This is a genomic window from Leptodesmis sp. (assembly GCF_052746595.1).
The window spans coordinates 1-18529 of sequence record NZ_JBRAGO010000045.1 but is presented as its reverse complement, the minus strand read 5'-3'; the positions used below and the strand labels follow the sequence as shown (position 1 = coordinate 18529).

Here is an 18529-nt window from a genome sequence, read left to right as displayed (position 1 = left end):
GCCAGGAGACACCCATTTCTAACACAAGGACTAATAAAATCGTCTAAAGAGAATGACTGAATCAACTGCCGGCGAACTGGCAAAAGCTAGAGAAGAGTTTGGGAGAGCCAGCTCTGCTTAAGCCTCTCAGCTAAAGGTTGAACGAATATCCCCAAGCATGAGAGTTGCACTCGCTTCTCTCCCATGCACCCCTTACTTAACCTTTCGTTCGGCGAACGTGATCCATAATTTGCTGTTTGCGATCGTTGGTGCTGCTGCTAATTGTGGGGCGTTTGAGAAATTCCCCTGTGCTGCGGGCCACATGTTCCATAATGCGTTTTTTGCGATCGTCCATAGTTGTCATAGTGCAAGAAACTCTTACTGCGTCAGTGTTCTCCTCTATTGTTACAGATCATTACAGAAGGATTGATATCCTAACGAAGGATTTCTTACACAGTTTTATTGGGAATTTGAGTACTCCTATCTCAGGCTTCTGGATCGCCAGTACTCATTCCTGATAAAACTGCTTGCTGGCTGACATTGGGGTAAATAGTTTTGAGATAGTCGGCGATCGCCTGGGCAGAAGTTTGGGCAACTGCGGCATCCTGACCTGGAACCTTCAGAGGAATCGGGCCTAAAACATCCAGTACAGTCTCACTACTGGGGGAAGGGGCAATGACGACGAGGGAGGGTTCGAGTTGATCCGGGTAGTCCCAGAAGCGGTCGAGAGTGAGGGGGATAGGGGATGGGGGATGGGGAATGGGGACGTTTGACTCCTGATTGCCAACTTCTGCGTTGCCTCCAGAGCCACGGGTTCGCCGGAGGGCTTCGATCACCTGCTCTTTAGTGCGACCACGCAGTTGAAACAGGACGAAGGGATCTTCACTGAAGCGATCGCCCAGCAGGTAATACACGGCTCCAATATGCTTACAGGGGTTGGCCGGATCAGGGCAGGAACAGCGGCTATGAATATCAAATTTGGTGAAGGGAAACAGGCTCAGGCCATTGGCGGTAAACACTTCTTCAATGTTCTGGGGCATTTCTCCTGCCAGGAGCTTGGCTGAGAAGATAGCTCGTTGCGACATTGACTCAATCACATACTGCCACTGCTCATCTGTAAAGGGATCCAGGGATAGGGTAACTTTATAAGGTTCCGGTGCTGTCCCCTGCACTCTGGCAAATACTTTGGGACCTTTAAATTCAATACTCAGGACATTTCCCTCACGGGCATAGACACGGGCACGGGCCAACCGGCGTATCCAGCCAAAGGACTCCAGCACATCAATCCAGCGCTGTGCCCACCATTCGCGGCTTGGTTGTGGGTAAGAGTCGGTCATAGGAACGAGGAGAGAATAGGGAACAGAAATCGGGAATTAGGAATAGGAGTAGAGTGCGATTAATGGCATCTGTGTCAAGCGGGGGTTAAAGGGTGTCAGGGGCGATTCAGGAAACGGTAGAACAAAACAGGGGCGATCGCCACCCAAATCAGCACCAGTGGCTAGAGCCTTCCAGCTAGCAGGTTGTAATCGGCCAGCAAATCTGTCCAGGAATGTTTGACGACAAAGTGACCAAAGAGAAATTCAAAGGCGATCGTCAGTCCTAACCATAGGCAACCCACAATCACAGCCTGGATGAACGACTTAAATCCCAAAAGACTGGTAACAATCCAGATATATGTTCCCAGCAGCACAATGCCTGTAATGGTTGACAGTTGATGGGCGCGGGATTCACTCAAAGTTTTTCCGTAAGTCTGTTCTCGCAAAATGCCGTTGAGGATTGCGATCGCCACCATCGGAAGCCATGCCAAAATGTAGCGCCAAATCATGATTACCTCTCATAAAAACCTAAATGTCCCCATCAGCCACAATTCTGTAAATGTTGCTCATTTCGGTCATGCGATCTCCTTACTCCTCCCCAATGATGGCGCTGCGATCAAGGAGGAGCAGATCGCGCAATTGATCCGTGTTCAATTCGGTGAGCCAGTTTTCTCCTGTGCCAACGACCTGTTCTGCTAACGCCTTTTTGCTCTCAATCAGATCATGAATTTTTTCTTCCAGTGTGCCAGAGCAGACAAATTTGTGAACCTGCACATTACGGGTCTGGCCGATGCGGAATACCCGATCAGTCGCTTGATTCTCCACAGCGGGATTCCACCAGCGATCGAAGTGGAAGACATGGTTGGCACGGGTCAGGTTTAAGCCCACCCCGCCCGCTTTCAGGGACAAAATGAACAGTCGTGGCCCCTGGGGATCGTGCTGGAAGCGATCGACCATTGCTTCCCGTTGTTTCTTAGGGGTGCTGCCGTAAAGGAATAAGGTTTCCCGTTCTAATTGCTGCTCCAGGTGCGCTTTCAGCAACTTACCCCACTCCGCGAACTGGGTGAAGATGAGGGCACGATCGCCTTCCGCCATCACTTCCTCCAGCATTTCTTCCAGTCGTTTGAGTTTACCGGAGCGAGACTGGAAGGAGTGGGCGTTTGGGGATTGAGAGTCGGAGGTAATCCCTAATCCCTGATCCCCAATCCCTATGGCCTGATCTCCATCACCTGATCCCTTGAGGAAAAGATCAGGATGATTACAAATCTGCTTCAGCTTAGTCAGGAGGGCCAGAATAATGCCTTTGCGCTGGATGCCCTCAGCGGCTTCGATGTCGACAAGGGATTGATCGACAACATGTTGGTAGAGGGAGGCTTGTTCTTCGGAAAGGCCGCAGAAGACAGTCATTTCCTGTTTTTCGGGGAGAGCCTGAATGATCTCACGATCGGTTTTCAGGCGACGCAGGATAAAGGGCTGGACGAGCGATCGTAGAGTTTGCAGAGAGGCGGTATCTCCGTAGCGTTCGATGGGGGTGGCAAAACGGCGTTGGAAGAAGTTTTTTGGCCCCAAGTAGCCAGGATTCAGGAAATCGAGAATTGACCACAGTTCAGACAGCCGATTTTCCACGGGGGTTCCGGTGAGGGCAATGCGAAACTGGGCTGTCAACTGGCGGATGGCTTGCGATTGCTTCGCGTCTGGATTCTTGATGTTTTGGGCTTCATCCAGGACAATTCCCTGCCAGGAAACGGTTTGCAAGTCCTGCAAATCTCGATAGACCAGGGCATAACTGCTGATTACCAGATCCTTGCCTTTTACGGCTTTGGCAAAGTCTTTACCTTTGGGTCGTCCGTCTCCATGATGTTGCAGGACTTTCAGACTGGGACCGAATTTCTTCACTTCCCGTTCCCAGTTGCCCAAGACGGAGGTGGGACAGATAAGCAAGGTTGGCTTCTCCAGCTTGCCTTGTTCTTTCAAATGCAACAGAAAGGCAATCAGTTGAATGGTTTTTCCTAAGCCCATATCGTCAGCCAAACAGGCTCCCAGGCTCCACTGTTCCAGAAATGCCAGCCAACCCACACCGCGAGACTGATAGGGGCGCAACTCTCCCCGGAAGCTTGCGGGGGTAGCGATCGCCTCCAACGTCCGCTTGCCACTCAAAGTATTGATCAGTTCTTCCAGTGCCCCAGAGGCTTCAAAACTGACCACAGGTAACTTTTCAATCATCTGGGTGTCACCTGTACTAATGCGCAGTGCATCTTCCAGGGAAAGAGCCGGTTGATCCTTGCGGCTGGCAAAAAAGTTCTGCGCGGCTCGGATGTCCTGAGGTCGCAATTCCACCCACTCACCATTGATTTCCACAAGAGGGGTATTGAGGGCCACCAGGCGATCGAATTCTTCTTTGGAAATGCTCTGTCCGCCAATGGTGAGTTCCCAGCGGAAGTTGAGCAAACTTTGTAAACCCAGTCGTTGGCCTTGTTTGAGTTTCCCTGTTTGCGCCTGAATCTTCAATCCCAGACGATTTGCCCAACCGCCCTGACTGGCCAGGCTGGGCGGCACTACTACCCCTAAGCCACTATCCTGCAAGCGCCAAGCCGTACTTTTGAGAAAGTCATAGGCTTGCAACGGGGTAAGAGTACAAAATTGCGGTCGGGATTCCTGCAAACTGGGTTCGATCAGGGGATAAAGGCGGGAGGCTAATCCCAAACCCATCAAAAATGTTTCCTGCGGCTGAGTAATGGTTCGCCCCCGATATATGAACTGCTCAACCGGATTGTTCCAGATCGTTGGTGCATCAATCAAAAACTCTGGATCGTCGATCGCTTGCAAAAAGTATTCCAGCCGCCATTGAGTCTGACCATGCTGGGGCGGATGCAAATACAAACAGGTTTGAAATAAGCTCTCGGAGCGACGAGATTGTAACGGGGCTGTCCAATTTTGCAGGGCTAGTTGCAGCGACTCCAAATCCGTACCCGCTAGTTCAGAAGTCTCCTGACTGAGTGCACGTAGCCAGGCGTGAACCGCAGGTGCGATCGTCCAGCGGCCCCCCTCACGAAAGTTTGCTTCTAGACCTTCCAGCACCGAAGTTGTGCGTGCAACCTGACGGATCTGAGCATCTAGCGTACTTTGCAGAAAAGCTTGCAACAGGGTCTGGGGGACTACTGGAAGGTTAACTGCCAGGGGGAAGTTTTGGATTGTGGATTTTGGATCTTGGATTTTGCGTTGTCCTGTGTCCTGTGTTCTGTGTTCTTCGTCTCCCGCCAATGACGAATTTCCTTCATACATCCGACAGGCCACAGGCATGCGATCGCTAAAATGCAGCAACCTCATCTGATCTACCGCACTATCCAACAACGGCTCCCACCCCACCCAAAACCGATCGCTATCAACCATCACTTCTCGATCCCCGATCCTCGATCCCCGATCTCTAACCCCCAACCCTGGCAAAAACTTCGATCGAGCCAGCAGATCTAAACTCCAGCGAGCCACATGCGACCAAAAGCGCAAATCTCCTCCCAGAAAAGACTCCTCCGTTTTGACAGCACCTAGAGGTAAGGAATTGAGAAATTGGATGGCCTCTCCAACAGGTAAATGCAAGCCTTCGACCAACCAGGGATGAAGGAATAATGATTCTTGAGTTTCAGGAGCGGCAGATAGTTGGGGCAGAATCACCAGTCGATCGCCACTTTCAAACTCTCCTTCGGCCACAAAGGAGGGAACTGCCAGGGTGTGTTGGTGCCAGCCGATGGCGGTAGGGGACGTAAAGGAAGATGGGGTAGGGGCAACGGAGGTAGGGCGGGAACCCTTGCACGATCGTCTGGCAGCAGCAGGGTTTACTGTATTCGCCCAAGTCTGAAGCGATGGTAGTCGCAAATGACCCGCTTGTTGCAACTCATTGAGAAACTCTACCAATTCCAGGCGACTCATGGCATAAGGATGAAGTGGAGGGTGGTCAGGAAGGTTAGCCTCATCTTCCAGAGCCTGATTGGGCAAACTATCCGAAGTTACTCTCCGCCAAACTTCCCCCCAAATGAACAAACTTCCCTGACCAGCCACCGCTGCTTCTGCTGTAGTAGCAGCCAGTTGGGTCTGCTGGGGGGACTGAAGCAACCAACTACCGTGTAAGATGGCCATCTAGTTCAGAATCCTCAATCGTTGCCATGAACAAATAGATGGGGCATGATCGTAGATTGTTAAGATTTACAACACCCTGGTTTAACAAACTGTTAAAGACGACTGGGTGATGGTGTGGTTCTTCTCCCTGCCCTATCCATGTAATAAGCAAGCCATCGCGACTGTCGGATATACCTGCTGCAGCCACGATCGCCTTCCTCCAGTACTGCCATTGTACAGGCTGAATTCTGCAGCAGGGCGATTCCGATCCCAGTAAAAAAGCTCGACTCTATATATCAGTGCTACGATTGCGACAGAGAAAGATAAAGAAGAAGGAAGGATACCACGCTACATGGAAGAAATTGAAAAGTCAATATCCTTTGATGGACGGGATATTCGGCTGAAGATTGGCTTACTGGCTCCACAGGCGGGCGGTGCAGTGTTAATACAGTCTGAAGAAACAGCAGTGTTAGTAGCGGCGACGCGTGCCGAAGCGAGAGAAGGAATTGATTTCCTACCCCTATTAGTCGATTACGAAGAACGGATGTATGCTGCCGGACGCATTCCGGGAGGATTTTTGCGTCGGGAAGGTCGTCCGCCAGAAAAAGCGGTCTTAATCAGCCGTTTAATTGACCGTCCCTTACGTCCCCTGTTTCCCAGTTGGTTGCGGGATGATATTCAGGTGGTGGCGACAACCCTCTCCCTGGATGAACGGGTGCCTCCCGATGTGCTGGCAGTTACTGGAGCTTCGATCGCCGTCCTCCTCGCGCAAATTCCCTTCAATGGGCCAATGGCTGCCGTCCGTGTCGGCTTAGTGGGTGATGATTTTGTCATCAACCCGACCTACAAGGAAATTGAGGAAGGGGATCTGGATCTGGTGGTGGCTGGCTCTCCTGAAGGGGTAATTATGGTGGAAGCGGGAGCCAATCAGTTGCCGGAACAGGACATGATCGAAGCGATCGATTTTGGCTACGAAGCCGTGCGTGACTTAATCCAGGCTCAACGGGAGATCCTAGCTGAGTTAGGGATAGAGCTGGTGCAGGAAGCGCCCCCAGAAGTAGACAAAACTCTGGAAAACTTCATTCGCGATCGGGTCACCGCCCCTATCAAAGAAATCCTGGGTCGATTCGAGAAGGACAAGCACGTCCGGGATGCAGCCCTGGACGAAGTGAAGGAGTCGGTGAAAGTGGCCATTGAGGCACTGCCCGACGACGACCCAGTGAAAGTAGCAGCCTCTGCAGACGAAAAAGCGTTAAGCAATATCTTTAAAGAGGTCACCAAATTCCTGATGCGCCGCCAGGTGATTGAAGATGGCGTGCGGGTGGATGGTCGCAAACTAGATGAAGTGCGGCCTATTTCCTGCAAAACGGGAATTCTACCGCCCCGCGTGCATGGCAATGCGCTGTTTAATCGGGGACAAACGCAAGTCTTGTCTGTGGCTACCCTGGGAACACCGGGGGATGCCCAAGAACTAGATGACTTGCATCCGGATGAGCAAAAGCGGTATTTGCATCATTACAATATGCCACCCTACTCGGTGGGAGAAACGAAGCCGATGCGATCGCCCGGACGACGGGAAATTGGTCACGGTGCATTAGCGGAACGGGCTTTGATTCCGGTGCTACCGCCCAAGGAAGAATTTCCTTATGTGATTCGGGTTGTTTCCGAAGTGCTGTCCTCCAATGGCTCTACTTCAATGGGTTCGGTGTGCGGTTCTACCCTGGCCCTGATGGATGCTGGAGTTCCCATTACCAAACCGGTTAGCGGTGCAGCAATGGGGCTGATCAAGGAAGGCGAGGAAATTCGCATTCTGACCGACATTCAGGGCATTGAAGACTTCCTGGGCGATATGGACTTCAAAGTGGCAGGAACCGAAAGCGGGATTACGGCTCTGCAGCTGGATATGAAGATCAACGGCTTACCGATGGATGTCATCGCCAAAGCCATCCAGCAAGCCAAACCTGCCCGTCTGCATATTCTCAGCAAGATGCTGGAGGCGATCAACAAACCACGCACCGAACTGTCTCCTTATGCCCCCCGGTTGATGACCATCAAGATCGACCCCGAATTAATCGGGATGATCATCGGCCCGGGCGGTAAGACGATTAAGGGCATTACCGAGGAAACCGGAGCCAAAATCGACATTGAAGATGACGGCACCGTGACGATCTCGGCAGTGGATGGCGACAAAGCGAAACGGGCGAAAGGCATTATCCAGGGCATGACCCGCAAGCTCAATGCTGGCGATGTGTATGCCGGACGGGTGACACGGATTATTCCGATCGGTGCCTTTGTGGAATTCCTCCCAGGTAAGGAAGGCATGATCCACATTTCTCAACTGGCAGACTACCGGGTTGGCAAAGTTGAGGATGAAGTCTCCGTCGGCGATGAGGTAATCGTCAAAGTACGAGAGATTGACAGCCGCGGTCGAATTAACCTGACCCGTCTGGGCATCCACCCCGATGAAGCGGCTGCAGCACGGGAAGCCGCTGCTCTCAAGTAGTCAGTTGGCGGTATTTCGTAGAGACGTTCCGCCGGAACGTCTCTACAAACTAATTGCCGTAGTGCTGTCGGTAGTAGTTTTCAAAAAAGCCGAAGGGCAGGTTGTCCGACTGAGGAACTCGCTTCACTTCTTCCATAGGTTTTTGCTTCTGGACTTTTGGCATAGAGGTTTGTATAGTTGCCTGCTGCGCCATTTCTACAGACTTCGATTCAGTAGAGTTGTCTATGTGAATAGTGGGATGGACTCGTTCCGGCAGCAGTTCTGGACGGATCGCTTTAGCACCAGGAGCAACTAGAGCAGACAGAACCAACGTGGATAATACTGCACTCATTAAACGTTTCATGATCAATTCCTTGGGCGAAGGGGAAACACTGAGTACCTTCACTTGATCTCTAGAATCGCCGTTGCTGCTGAATCTCTCCTGACAACAAGCTGAGCAAATTGCCGGAATTAGCTGAGTAAAGGATTAATTGGTAGTGTAGGGAAGCAACGGATCTTGCAGCAGCAGATTGGTCAGGCTTGCAGGATCAGGATTCTTAAACTGACTGATATCGGAGTGAGATTCCAGGTAGTCCAGCAGATTCAAGAAGTCAGCTTTTGGCGCACATTTTCCACCGATCGGCGTAAAGGCCAGTTCTGCGGGTTCACCGCTGTAAATGTGATAGCCCCAATAAAAGAGTTGCTTACTGTTGCGGATAGACACTTCATCAGAATCAATAAAGTGAAAGCGATCGTCTAATTCTGATAATCGGGCAAAATATTTTTTATATTGCTCTTTTAAGACCCTGGCTTTGTGGGCTTCATCTTTAAAGTAGTTATTAATTAAGACAAAAACATAAGCATCTTTATTCACACTGCGAATGGCTTTCAATGTGTTCTTAATCACATAACCATTCTTGTTTAATCCTAGTGGATTGAGAGTGGTTAGAATCAGGCAATAAGATAGTTTAGCTAATAGATCTATAGGATTTTCCTCAAATACAGGGGAACAGTCACAAACGGCCATTCGAATATCAGCGGGAGGGTTACTGGCATCCCATTCATCCAGACTAAATACTTTTACTGTATGATCTGGTTCATCTCCTACCCCTGGTAAAATTACGCCTTGATCCAGCAAAGTTGTTAAGTTCTTTTGTGGATCTAAATCAATAATGGCAACGTTGTAGCCTGAAAGCGCGATCGCCCCCGCTAGATGAGCGCTAATTGTCGTTTTACCCACCCCACCTTTGCAGGTAAACACACCAACATAAACCAGTTTTTGCGGTAGACGATCCTGTGGCCGATCAGCAAATCGAATCCAATGCACCAGATCTTCTTTAATGATAGCCAACTTCACTTTTTGACTATTTACATTCGAAAAGTAAGTTAGTGCATTAGGAGTAAATCCATTAGATGAAACCAGTAATCCTCTGGTAAAACGACGGGCAGCAGGTAGATAAAAGAAGTTTAAAAAACGTTCTACATGGGGTACTTTAACCGGAAATTTATGAGTTTTTACTTGCACCGCGATCACTTCCTTCCCCTTAACCGCTTCAAAGTTATAGCCATTGGTATTTGGGGGGGTGGCATCACAGTCCAACCAGCTTTTGTTAACTGGTTAATTATGGTTTGTTCAGTAGTTCGGGAGCCATTATTAGCCATGCGTGGGTGCCCCTGAAGTTGAAAGAAGGCTATCCGATAAAGTTTAATTCTGCCAAAGAACGTGGACTCAAATATGATCTTCGTACACTAAAAGCCAGGTTTCTCTTGTTCTGTTAACTTTCTTTACAGAGTATTCCTGATCAACAGAGACGAAGGACAAAGGATAATTTCATCTAAACTAAGGCCAGCTAGAGAATGATCGTTTTTCTATAAGAGAAACTACGGTTCTGGACTTGGAAAAGGTTTACACCTTTTTTTCATCTTGCCCCTTGGTGTCTATATATTTAAGATTGATTCCTGCGTGTTTAAGAGGATGTTTTAAAAGCCAGGCTCTTTTTCACTCTGAAGTCGCGGCTATACCGAGAAAACCTGCCGACGCAGGTTACTGAAAACCTGGATTTTATTGAGTCTGCGCCGGCAGACTGGGTAAGTGTAGTCGCGGTTTTAACCGCCAGATACTTTTCAAACGCCCTCCAAAATTGATTCCTGCATCAGGGAAGGCTAGTCTAAGAAACCTGTGCCTATTTGTGTAAAACTCATGACCGATTTACCTATCTCTCCAGGCTCCAGCACGATCGCGAACAAACTGCCCTCCCAACGCTGGCAAATTGCTGCGGCTCAACCGGAACTAGCTCAGTCTATTGCCGCAGCTCTGGAGTTGTCGCCCCTGATGGCACAGGTTCTGTTGAATCGTGATCTGACTGACCTGGAGCAGATTCAGGCATTTCTCAATCCAGAAAGTCTGCCCCTTCCCTCTCCTCTGGCTGAATTCTCAGATTTGCCCCTCAGCCTGGAACTGCTGATTAACGCTATTAATACCCGCCAGCGGATGGCCATCTGTGGCGACTACGATGCCGATGGGATGACCAGCACTGCCCTGCTGATGCGAGCATTACGTGCTCTAGGAGCACGGGTAGATTACGCGATTCCTAGTCGGATGGCGGAAGGGTACGGCATTAACCAGCGGATCGTGGATGAGTTCTATGCAGAAGGGGTGGGGCTGATTCTCACAGTGGACAATGGCATTGCAGCTCACGAACCGATCGCCCGTGCACGGGAACTAGGTCTGTCCGTGATCATTACTGACCACCACGACTTGCCGCCCACCCTGCCGGATGCCAACGCGATTCTGAACCCCAAACGGTTAGCCGAAACTTCCCCCTATCGTGGACTGGCCGGAGTAGGAGTAGCCTACATTCTGGCGAAATCTCTGGCCCAAAGTATGGGCAGTTCCCTGGAACTGGGTGATTCCCTATTAGAATTGTTTACCCTGGGGACGATCGCCGACCTGGCTCCCCTGACGGGCGTGAATCGGCGCTGGGTAAAACAGGGATTACAGCTATTAGCAAAATCGAAACTGACTGGAGTTCAGGCTCTAATTCAAGTCTCTGGGCTGAGTGGCGAGAAAGATTTGAAGCCAGAAGCGATCGGCTTTCGGCTTGGTCCCCGCATTAATGCTGTTGGCCGTCTCGCCGATCCGCAAATTGTGATCGAGTTATTGACCACCGATGATATGGGAACGGCCCTGGAACGGGCTATGCAATGTGAGCAAATTAACCAACAACGGCAGCGGCTGTGTGAAGAGATTGAACAGGAAGCCGTAGCCATTTGCGAAAGTGGAGAGTTGAATATCCAGCGAGATCGGGTTCTGGTGGTGGTGCAACCGAGCTGGCATCACGGTGTCATTGGGATTGTCGCTTCCCGCCTGGTGGAACGCTATGGTGTGCCCGTTTTCATCGGCACCTACGAGGATGAGGAACAGCGGCACATTCGCGGTTCAGCCCGCAGCATTCCCGAATTTCACGTCTTTGAAGCTCTGGAATTTTGCCAAGACCTGCTGGAAAAGCATGGCGGACACCGGGCTGCCGGGGGCTTTTCCTTAAAGGCTGAGAATCTGGACGCCCTGCGATCGCGCCTCAGTGAATTCGCTTGTCAGTGCCTGCAACCAGAACACCTCAAACCGCTGGTGAAAATCGATGCGGAAGCCTCTTTAAGTCAGATTGACTTTGCCCTGTATCGTCAGATGGAAGCCCTGCAACCCTGTGGCGTAGAGAACCCGGAGGCCACCTTCTGGTCAAGCCAGGTGCGGATCCATGAACAGAAGCGAATCGGTAAAGGACACCTGAAATTAACAGTAAGTCAGGATCAGGGAGACGCAACCGAACAACCACCCCGTCGCTTTTGTGCGATCGCGTGGCGCTGGGGAGACTATTACCCTCTACCTCCCGTTCTGGATCTGGCATATCGGCTGCGTACTAATGAATGGAATGGTGAAATTTCCCTGCAACTGGAACTGGTGGGCAGCCGTCCTGTCGCTGTTACCAATTCCCCAACTCCCGACCCGCCCACAACCTTTGTGCATGAGGAACGCAGTTATGCCTGTAAGCTGGTAGAAGCAGCAACCGGAAAAGAACTGCGAATTCGCAATGCTCAAGGCCAGGTATTGACAATTCAACAGGGGCAGCGCTGGGGATGGTTAACGAAAGGCCCTGGCGATCGCGTCCAGGTGGATGTATCTCAGCCCTATTATTTCAACCTGATTAAAGCGGCACTGATAGCTCTGGAGCAAGAGGGGAACCAGGGATCGGGAGTCGAGGATCAGAGATGGGGGTAGAGACCCGACTCATCGTGTCTGTATGGGGGATGATTGGAGAGAACAGGTGAGGCGGATGATGGTGGGATGGGTTCTGGGATCGCTGCTGCTCATGTACCTGGTACTGGGTGGAGTGGCCTTCTTTTTTTCTGAACAAGCGATTTTTCAGCCGCCAGCCGCCAGCTATCAGGACAATGGTGAGGTTGTGAAATTGACGACCCGCGACGGGGAAAAAATCTCTGCACTCTACTTTGCCAATTCCCAGGCAACTTACACGATCCTATACAGCCACGGAAATGGTACTGATTTAGGCTACATACGCCCCTTATTGATCGCCCTGCAGCAGCTTGGATTTTCAGTGTTTGCCTACGATTACCGGGGCTATGGCACCAGCGACGGCACTCCTTCCGAACACAAGACCTACGAGGATATTGCAGCCGCTTATCAGTACTTAACGGAGGTGCTACGAGTTCCTGCAAAGCGAATCATTTTGTATGGTCATTCTGTCGGAAGCGGCCCCAGCATCGATTTGGCAACTCGTGAGCCAGTGGCCGGGGTGATCCTGGAAGGTGCTTTTACCAGTACGTTTCGGGTGGTCACGCAAATTGCCGTGCTGCCCTTCGATCGCTTTGATAACCTGAGTAAAATCCGGGCTGTGCGATCGCCCATCCTGGTAATACACGGCACCGACGATCGAGTCATTCCCTTCAGTCACGCCAGGCAATTGTACGAGCAGGCTAACCAACCCAAACAGTTTGTCGCGATCGCCGGAGCCGACCACAACAACCTGATGGAAGTCGCAGGTCTGAAGTATCAGGATGTCTTGATTGAATTTGTGCAACTCATCGAACAGACTCAGTGGTTCAAAAACAATGCAAAAAAAAGTCCGGCGTGAACCGGACTTGTCGCTACTCTCTCATACTTGAAAAATTTGATACGTTACAGATCGCCGCCGCGTGCTGCCAGCAGAAAAATCACGGCAGGACCAGCAATCACAATTGCTGCTAACATAGTAAGCTGCGCGATCGCTTCCCAATTAATGCCACCAAAAATATCAGTAATAAATCCCATCTTTCCTCCCACGACATGAGTTACATCGGCAACTCATCAAAAAACGTAATGTTTCTGTAACGACTATTTATCTTAACTGGGAACGTCTTTCCTTCTAATGAACTTAACAAAAGTATAAAAAGTTTTTTCTATGGGTACATGGCGCTGCATAAACCACTGTGGGGCTTGCTGTCAACTGGATCCGGATGATCGTCCAGAATTGGCAGACTACCTCACTCCGGAGGAACTGGAACTGTATCTCAGCATGGTCGGGGAGGGAGGATGGTGCATCAACTTTGACCACGCCACTCGCGAATGCAAGATCTACGCCAATCGCCCTCGCTTCTGTCGGGTAGAGCCAGACGTTTTTCATGATCTGTATGGCATTGAAGCAGACGAGTTAAATGACTTTGCCATTGAGTGCTGTCGCCAACAAATTGAAGGGGTACATGGCGATCTCAGCCTAGAAATGCTGCGGTTTAATCGGGAAGTGGGATTTTGAGAGGCAAGAGGAAACGGGAGATCGGAAAAAGGGAGGCAAGAAGGAAAAAGAAAATATCAAATATCTACTTTCAAAAAAGGGGATTCTGATAGATAATGAAAGGATTATGAAAACCTTTGAGGTAGACCCGATCGTGGAACGTTCGCCATCCTTACTTCAACCCGTAACCTTGAAGAGAAACATTGAGATGGAACCGGATCCTGCTCAATCGCTGGAAATTTTCATTCAGGACGACTTAGTTCCAGCGATCGCAGTTCCTGAGGCTGAATCCCCTCCTCAACCAGAAGTAGGGCATTCTTTCTGGAAGGTTTTTACTACCACTTTCGTCACCATCTTTTTGGCCGAACTGGGCGACAAAACCCAAATGGCTACCCTGCTGATGAGTGCAGAGTCCCACCAACCCTGGCTGATCTTTGCAGGTGCAGGTACCGCCTTAATTGCTACCACTCTACTGGGCGTTCTAGTGGGTCGCTGGCTCTCCACCCGCCTCTCTCCCCGTACCCTCGATGTTTCTGCTGGAGTTCTGTTACTGCTAATTGCAGCCTGGTTAATTTGGGATGTGCTGGGGTGAAAGTGTTAAGTCTTAATTTCTAAGCTCAATTTAACACTCAAAGCTTAACATTCAAAACTCGCCCAATTCTTAACTCTTAACTTTTAACTCTTAACTCCCTATGGACTGGCATTTGATTGGATTGAGCTTCGTAACAGTATTTATTTCTGAATTAGGAGATAAAAGCCAATTGGCCGCGATCGCCCTTAGTGGTGGTTCCAAATCTCCTCAAGCAGTCTTTTTAGGAGCGACCGCAGCCCTTCTGTTAGCCAGCTTTCTGGGAGTAATTGTGGGTGAGGGAACGGCTTACTTTCTACCAGAACAGTTGATTAAAATTGCCGCTGCGATCGGTTTTGCTGCATTAGGAATACGTCTACTCTTGCCTAATTTAAACAACGCTGAGGACGTTTAGAAGCTTACAGGTTGTTTGAAAAGCCCCAATTGACCGTTCGGAAAGGGCAAACGGTTGTCTGAACAGGAAGTAAGATCTAGGCGATAGAAGCGCTTACTAACCAAAAATCAGTTATGCAAACACGAGAATTGGGGACATCAGGAATTCAGATCACGCCCATCATTACCGGCACCTGGCAGGCTGGTAAAGCCATGTGGGCAGGCATTGAAGATACCGATACAATCGCCGCCATTCGCGCCGCCTTCGATGCCGGAATTACCACCGTTGATACCGCTGAAGTTTATGGTTCAGGACACTCTGAACGGATTGTCGCAGAAGCATTAGCCGATGTGCGCGATCGTGTGGTTTACATGACCAAAGTTTTTTCCAATCACCTGAAGTACGATCAGGTGATCGCGGCCTGTGAAGGCTCTTTGAAAAACCTGAAAACCGATTATATCGACGTGTATCAGATTCACTGGCCTGCGGGCACCTATGGCAGTGAAAAGGTGCCGATCGAGGAAACCATGCATGCCCTAAATGATCTGAAGCAGCAGGGAAAAATTCGGGCAATCGGCGTATCCAACTTTTCTCGCACTCAATTAGAAGAAGCTTCACAATTTGGCCGAATTGACAGCTTGCAACCTCCCTACTCCTTGTTCTGGAGACATGTCGAACAGGATGCCATGCCCTACTGCGTCGAGCACCAGATTTCCATCCTGGCTTATTCACCACTGGCCCAAGGACTGCTCACCGGGAAGTTTAAACCCGGACACCAGTTTGATCCCGCCGACCACCGGGCCAAAAATAAATTATTTCAGGGAGAAAATTTTGTCCGGGCACAGGCTGCTCTGAACAAGTTAAGACCGATTGCCGAGCGTCATCACATTTCTCTGGCCAATCTGGCGATCGCGTGGCTGATTGCCCAACCACAAACCAATGCGATTACGGGTGTTCGTCATGCCGATCAGGCGACTGAAAATGCCAGAGCGGCTGAGGTGCAGTTATCCCAGGCAGAATTGGCGGAAATTGACGCGATCGGTCGCACGGTCACCGATCATCTGGATAGCAACCCCGTCCTGTGGAACTGGTAATCAATGCCAATCCTACTGAAGGTCGGCAGGCTTTAAGTCGGGAATGGGTGTAACCATTACCTTATCAACGCGGTTGCCATCCATATCCACAATTTCAAAGCGGAAGCCGATCGCGTCAAAATGTTCTCCAGACGTAGGCACCCGTCCTAAAACATGCATGGCAAAGCCACCCAGAGTTTGGTAGTAGCCCTCGTCCTCGCTGGGCAAATTGTCTAGTTGCAGAACTTCTTTCAATGTATCGACCGACAACATACCATCCAGCAACCAGGAACCATCGTCTCGTTTAATTACCAACGGTTCATTCAAGTCTTCCAGAGATGGCAGTTCACCAATCACCGCTTCCGATACATCATTTAATGTGACTAATCCTTCCAATCCACCATACTCATCGGCAATTAAGGCGATATGATTTCTCGATTCTTTAAACAATTCCAGCACTTTCAATGCCCGAATGCTCTCCGGCACAAACAAAGGAGAACGCATCACCTGCCGCAGGTTCACAACCTCTCCAGTCATAAAAGCGGGCAGTAAATCCTTAAGGCTGACAATGCCCACACACTCGTCAAGACTACCCCGCCCCACTGGAAAGTAAGAATGCGGATTGGCCAGCATCACACTTTTATTTAGTTCCCAGGGGGCATCCACGTCTAGCCAGACAATATCGGTGCGCGGAGTCATGAGTGCGGTAACGGAGCGATCGCCCAACCGAAACACCCGCGATACCATTTCCTGCTCTGCTTCCTCAAACATGCCTGCCTGAGTCCCCTGTTTAATCAACACCTTAATTTCCTCCTCTGTCACTCCAGGATCCTCTGTCACCTGAATACCCAATAATTTCAATAACCCATCGGTTGAAGAACTGAGGAGATTCACCACTGGAGCCGTTAGTTTTGCCAGCCAATGCATTGGATATGCCACTGAACAGGCAATTTCCTCTGGATTATTTAAAGCAATACGTTTTGGAACCAGCTCTCCAATTACCAGAGATAGATAAGTGATAAAAGTGACAACGATCAGAATACTCAATGGCTCACTATAACGAACCAATCCAGGAATCTTTATCAGTATTCCTTCTAAGCGTCTGGAAAGTGTTGCTCCACCCACTGCACCACTCAAAATACCAATCAATGTAATTCCAATTTGTACACTGGATAAAAAACTATTCGGCGAATTCGCTAACCTGAGAGCCATCTGTGCTTTTTTATTTCCCCGGTTGGTCAGGTGTTCTAACCGAACTTTACGGGCTGACACCACAGCAATTTCTGAGCCTGAAAATACTCCATTGGCAATCGTTAGTAAAAAAATAAACAACAACTCAAAGGCCACAGAAGACATGCTTGGATGTTTCTCCTTCAAAAGGACGATCGTTGTCGATCGCCATCAACAGTACTTTAACTATAGCCGTCCGGCATCACTTCTGAGGCAGTGGAAAATAGGGGTAGATAGATCCGTGCACGGTGTATTCATCAATAGCATCGGCAAATTTTGTCGGGAAATCCGATTGCCAATGACGCAAAATTAATCACCAATATTTCATTGGTAGCCATTCTGGTTCTGAAACAACTTCTACCTTTGCAATTCCGCAATTACGGGTTGATGCATCGCAATAACTTTATCCTGAACTATAATCAGGCTCAACGAGAGAATCCAAATTGGCTCGAATCAGTGAAAACCCAGGGAACTAAATTAAGTCATCTATTCCTTCTGGTTAACTTGCGAGGAATTCGAACGTGCCGTACTCTCCCCGAAATTTGACGAAAACTTCGGCTGTTACATCAGTACTGTCACTGGAGATAGGGGTAAAAATTATTTTTATGTCGGTATAAAATCACTCGAACAGCACATCTAATAAACAAAGGAGGATAAGAGTTAGGCATAGGAATCCACACCCAACTTTTATCCTCCTGGCGACTGAAGTCGCGGCTGTACTGAGAAAACCTGCCGACGCAGATTACTGAAACCTCGATTTTATTGAGTCTGCGTCGGCAGACTAGGTGAGTGTAGTTGCAGTTTTAACCGCCGAATACGTTTCAAACACTTGCTCAGCGCACTAGCTAGCCAGATACTCCCGCACCCGCGCTTTGCGGCGACGGAGGTGATCCAGAGCTTGCCGTTCCAGTTGACGAACCCGTTCCCGGCTAATGTTCATGCGTTCGCCAACCTTAGCCAGGGAGAGCTCGTGGCCGTCTTCCAGACCGAAGCGGAGGGAAATGACTTCCCGTTGTTGGGGAGTCAAGTCAGCCAGCAGAGTTTCCAGATCCTGACGCAGGGATTCTTGCGCCATGAAGTTTTCTGGGGAAGGGCCATCGTCTTCCAGCAGGTCTTGCAACTCGGTGTCCTGGTTATCACCCACGCGGAGATCCAGGGACACGGGTTGCCGTGCGATCGTCAGGAACTCCCGAATTTGGGCGGGTTCTAATTCCAGGGCTTCGGCAATTTCCACGGCAGTTGCGGCCCGCCCGAGTTTCTGGGACAATTCCCGCTGAACCTTCTTAATCTTGTTCAGCTTCTCGGTAATGTGGATAGGCAGGCGAATGGTTCGAGCCTGTTGCGCGATCGCTCGCGTGATGGCTTGGCGAATCCACCAGTACGCATAGGTCGAGAACTTGTAGCCACGGGTGGGGTCGAATTTCTCAACGCCCCGCTCCAGGCCCATTGTTCCTTCCTGAATCAGATCCAGGAATTCGAGATTCCGCTTCTGATACTTCTTGGCGATCGACACCACCAGGCGCAAATTCGCTTCGATCATCTTCTGCTTGGCACGATGGCCACGTTGCATAATACTCTTCAACTCCGCCTC

17 protein-coding genes are annotated in these 18529 nt (G+C 49.9%); 8 read left to right on the top strand and 9 right to left on the bottom strand.

Annotated features, from left to right (window positions below):
- Nucleotides 1–196 precede the first annotated feature (196 nt).
- The 4 genes from ACUVQO_RS11600 to ACUVQO_RS11585 form a co-directional block, all read right to left on the bottom strand.
- Entirely contained in the window at nt 197–343 is a 147-nt protein-coding gene (locus ACUVQO_RS11600; RefSeq protein WP_445926033.1) for a hypothetical protein, read from the bottom strand.
- Between the two features lie 121 nt (nt 344–464).
- The gene (locus tag ACUVQO_RS11595; RefSeq protein ID WP_445926032.1) at nt 465–1316 is read right to left on the bottom strand and encodes an SWIM zinc finger family protein; all 852 of its coding nucleotides are present in this window, start codon (nt 1314–1316) and stop codon (nt 465–467) included.
- Nucleotides 1317–1477: 161 nt separating this feature from the next.
- Nucleotides 1478–1804 carry a hypothetical protein gene (locus tag ACUVQO_RS11590; RefSeq protein WP_445926031.1) on the bottom strand — a complete coding sequence of 109 codons (327 nt, stop codon included), beginning with the start codon at nt 1802–1804 and terminating at the stop codon, nt 1478–1480.
- A gap of 79 nt (nt 1805–1883) precedes the next feature.
- Complete coding sequence (locus ACUVQO_RS11585; RefSeq protein ID WP_445926030.1) at nt 1884–5426, bottom strand: DEAD/DEAH box helicase; 3543 nt, start codon at nt 5424–5426, stop codon at nt 1884–1886.
- Nucleotides 5427–5757: 331 nt separating this feature from the next.
- Here ACUVQO_RS11585 and ACUVQO_RS11580 point away from each other — a divergent pair, with 331 nt between their 5' ends.
- Complete coding sequence (locus tag ACUVQO_RS11580) at nt 5758–7908, top strand: polyribonucleotide nucleotidyltransferase (RefSeq protein WP_445926029.1); 2151 nt, start codon at nt 5758–5760, stop codon at nt 7906–7908.
- A gap of 49 nt (nt 7909–7957) precedes the next feature.
- Here ACUVQO_RS11580 and ACUVQO_RS11575 read toward each other — a convergent pair whose 3' ends face one another.
- Together ACUVQO_RS11575 and ACUVQO_RS11570 are read right to left on the bottom strand one after the other, a co-directional pair.
- Nucleotides 7958–8251: a hypothetical protein gene (locus ACUVQO_RS11575; protein WP_445926028.1), complete on the bottom strand. Its 294-nt coding sequence runs from the start codon at nt 8249–8251 to the stop codon at nt 7958–7960.
- A gap of 123 nt (nt 8252–8374) precedes the next feature.
- A complete protein-coding gene (locus ACUVQO_RS11570; RefSeq protein WP_445926027.1) occupies nt 8375–9412 on the bottom strand; it encodes a nucleotide-binding protein in 1038 nt (345 codons plus the stop codon).
- Nucleotides 9413–10087: 675 nt separating this feature from the next.
- On the opposite strand from ACUVQO_RS11570, the gene recJ reads away from it, so the two are divergent.
- Entirely contained in the window at nt 10088–12163 is a 2076-nt protein-coding gene (gene recJ / locus ACUVQO_RS11565) for a single-stranded-DNA-specific exonuclease RecJ (RefSeq protein WP_445926026.1), read from the top strand.
- Between the two features lie 22 nt (nt 12164–12185).
- Nucleotides 12186–13037 carry an alpha/beta hydrolase gene (locus ACUVQO_RS11560; protein WP_445926025.1) on the top strand — a complete coding sequence of 284 codons (852 nt, stop codon included), beginning with the start codon at nt 12186–12188 and terminating at the stop codon, nt 13035–13037.
- A 44-nt stretch (nt 13038–13081) separates the two neighbouring features.
- Here ACUVQO_RS11560 and psb30 read toward each other — a convergent pair whose 3' ends face one another.
- On the bottom strand, nt 13082–13213 hold the full coding sequence (psb30, locus tag ACUVQO_RS11555) for a photosystem II reaction center protein Ycf12/Psb30 (RefSeq protein ID WP_445926024.1): 132 nt from the start codon (nt 13211–13213) through the stop codon (nt 13082–13084).
- Nucleotides 13214–13343: 130 nt separating this feature from the next.
- On the opposite strand from psb30, the gene ACUVQO_RS11550 reads away from it, so the two are divergent.
- From ACUVQO_RS11550 to ACUVQO_RS11535, 4 genes are all read left to right on the top strand, one after another.
- Entirely contained in the window at nt 13344–13694 is a 351-nt protein-coding gene (locus ACUVQO_RS11550) for a YkgJ family cysteine cluster protein (RefSeq protein WP_445926023.1), read from the top strand.
- Between the two features lie 106 nt (nt 13695–13800).
- On the top strand, nt 13801–14265 hold the full coding sequence (locus ACUVQO_RS11545; protein WP_445926022.1) for a TMEM165/GDT1 family protein: 465 nt from the start codon (nt 13801–13803) through the stop codon (nt 14263–14265).
- 100 nt (nt 14266–14365) lie between these two features.
- Nucleotides 14366–14656, top strand: a complete 291-nt coding sequence (locus ACUVQO_RS11540) for a TMEM165/GDT1 family protein (RefSeq protein ID WP_445926021.1) — start codon at nt 14366–14368, stop codon at nt 14654–14656.
- Between the two features lie 113 nt (nt 14657–14769).
- Nucleotides 14770–15729, top strand: a complete 960-nt coding sequence (locus ACUVQO_RS11535) for an aldo/keto reductase (RefSeq protein WP_445926020.1) — start codon at nt 14770–14772, stop codon at nt 15727–15729.
- Between the two features lie 12 nt (nt 15730–15741).
- Here ACUVQO_RS11535 and ACUVQO_RS11530 read toward each other — a convergent pair whose 3' ends face one another.
- Nucleotides 15742–17064, bottom strand: a complete 1323-nt coding sequence (locus tag ACUVQO_RS11530; protein ID WP_445926019.1) for a hemolysin family protein — start codon at nt 17062–17064, stop codon at nt 15742–15744.
- A gap of 358 nt (nt 17065–17422) precedes the next feature.
- Between ACUVQO_RS11530 and ACUVQO_RS11525 the strand changes: the two genes are divergently transcribed.
- Nucleotides 17423–17578 (top strand): DUF6999 family protein, encoded by a 156-nt coding sequence (locus tag ACUVQO_RS11525; RefSeq protein WP_445926058.1) that lies wholly within the window; start codon nt 17423–17425, stop codon nt 17576–17578.
- Nucleotides 17579–17779: 201 nt separating this feature from the next.
- Here the strand turns inward: ACUVQO_RS11525 and ACUVQO_RS11520 are convergent.
- Nucleotides 17780–18529, bottom strand: a 750-nt coding sequence (locus ACUVQO_RS11520) for an RNA polymerase sigma factor, RpoD/SigA family (protein WP_445926018.1), incomplete at its 5' end; no start/stop codon positions are given.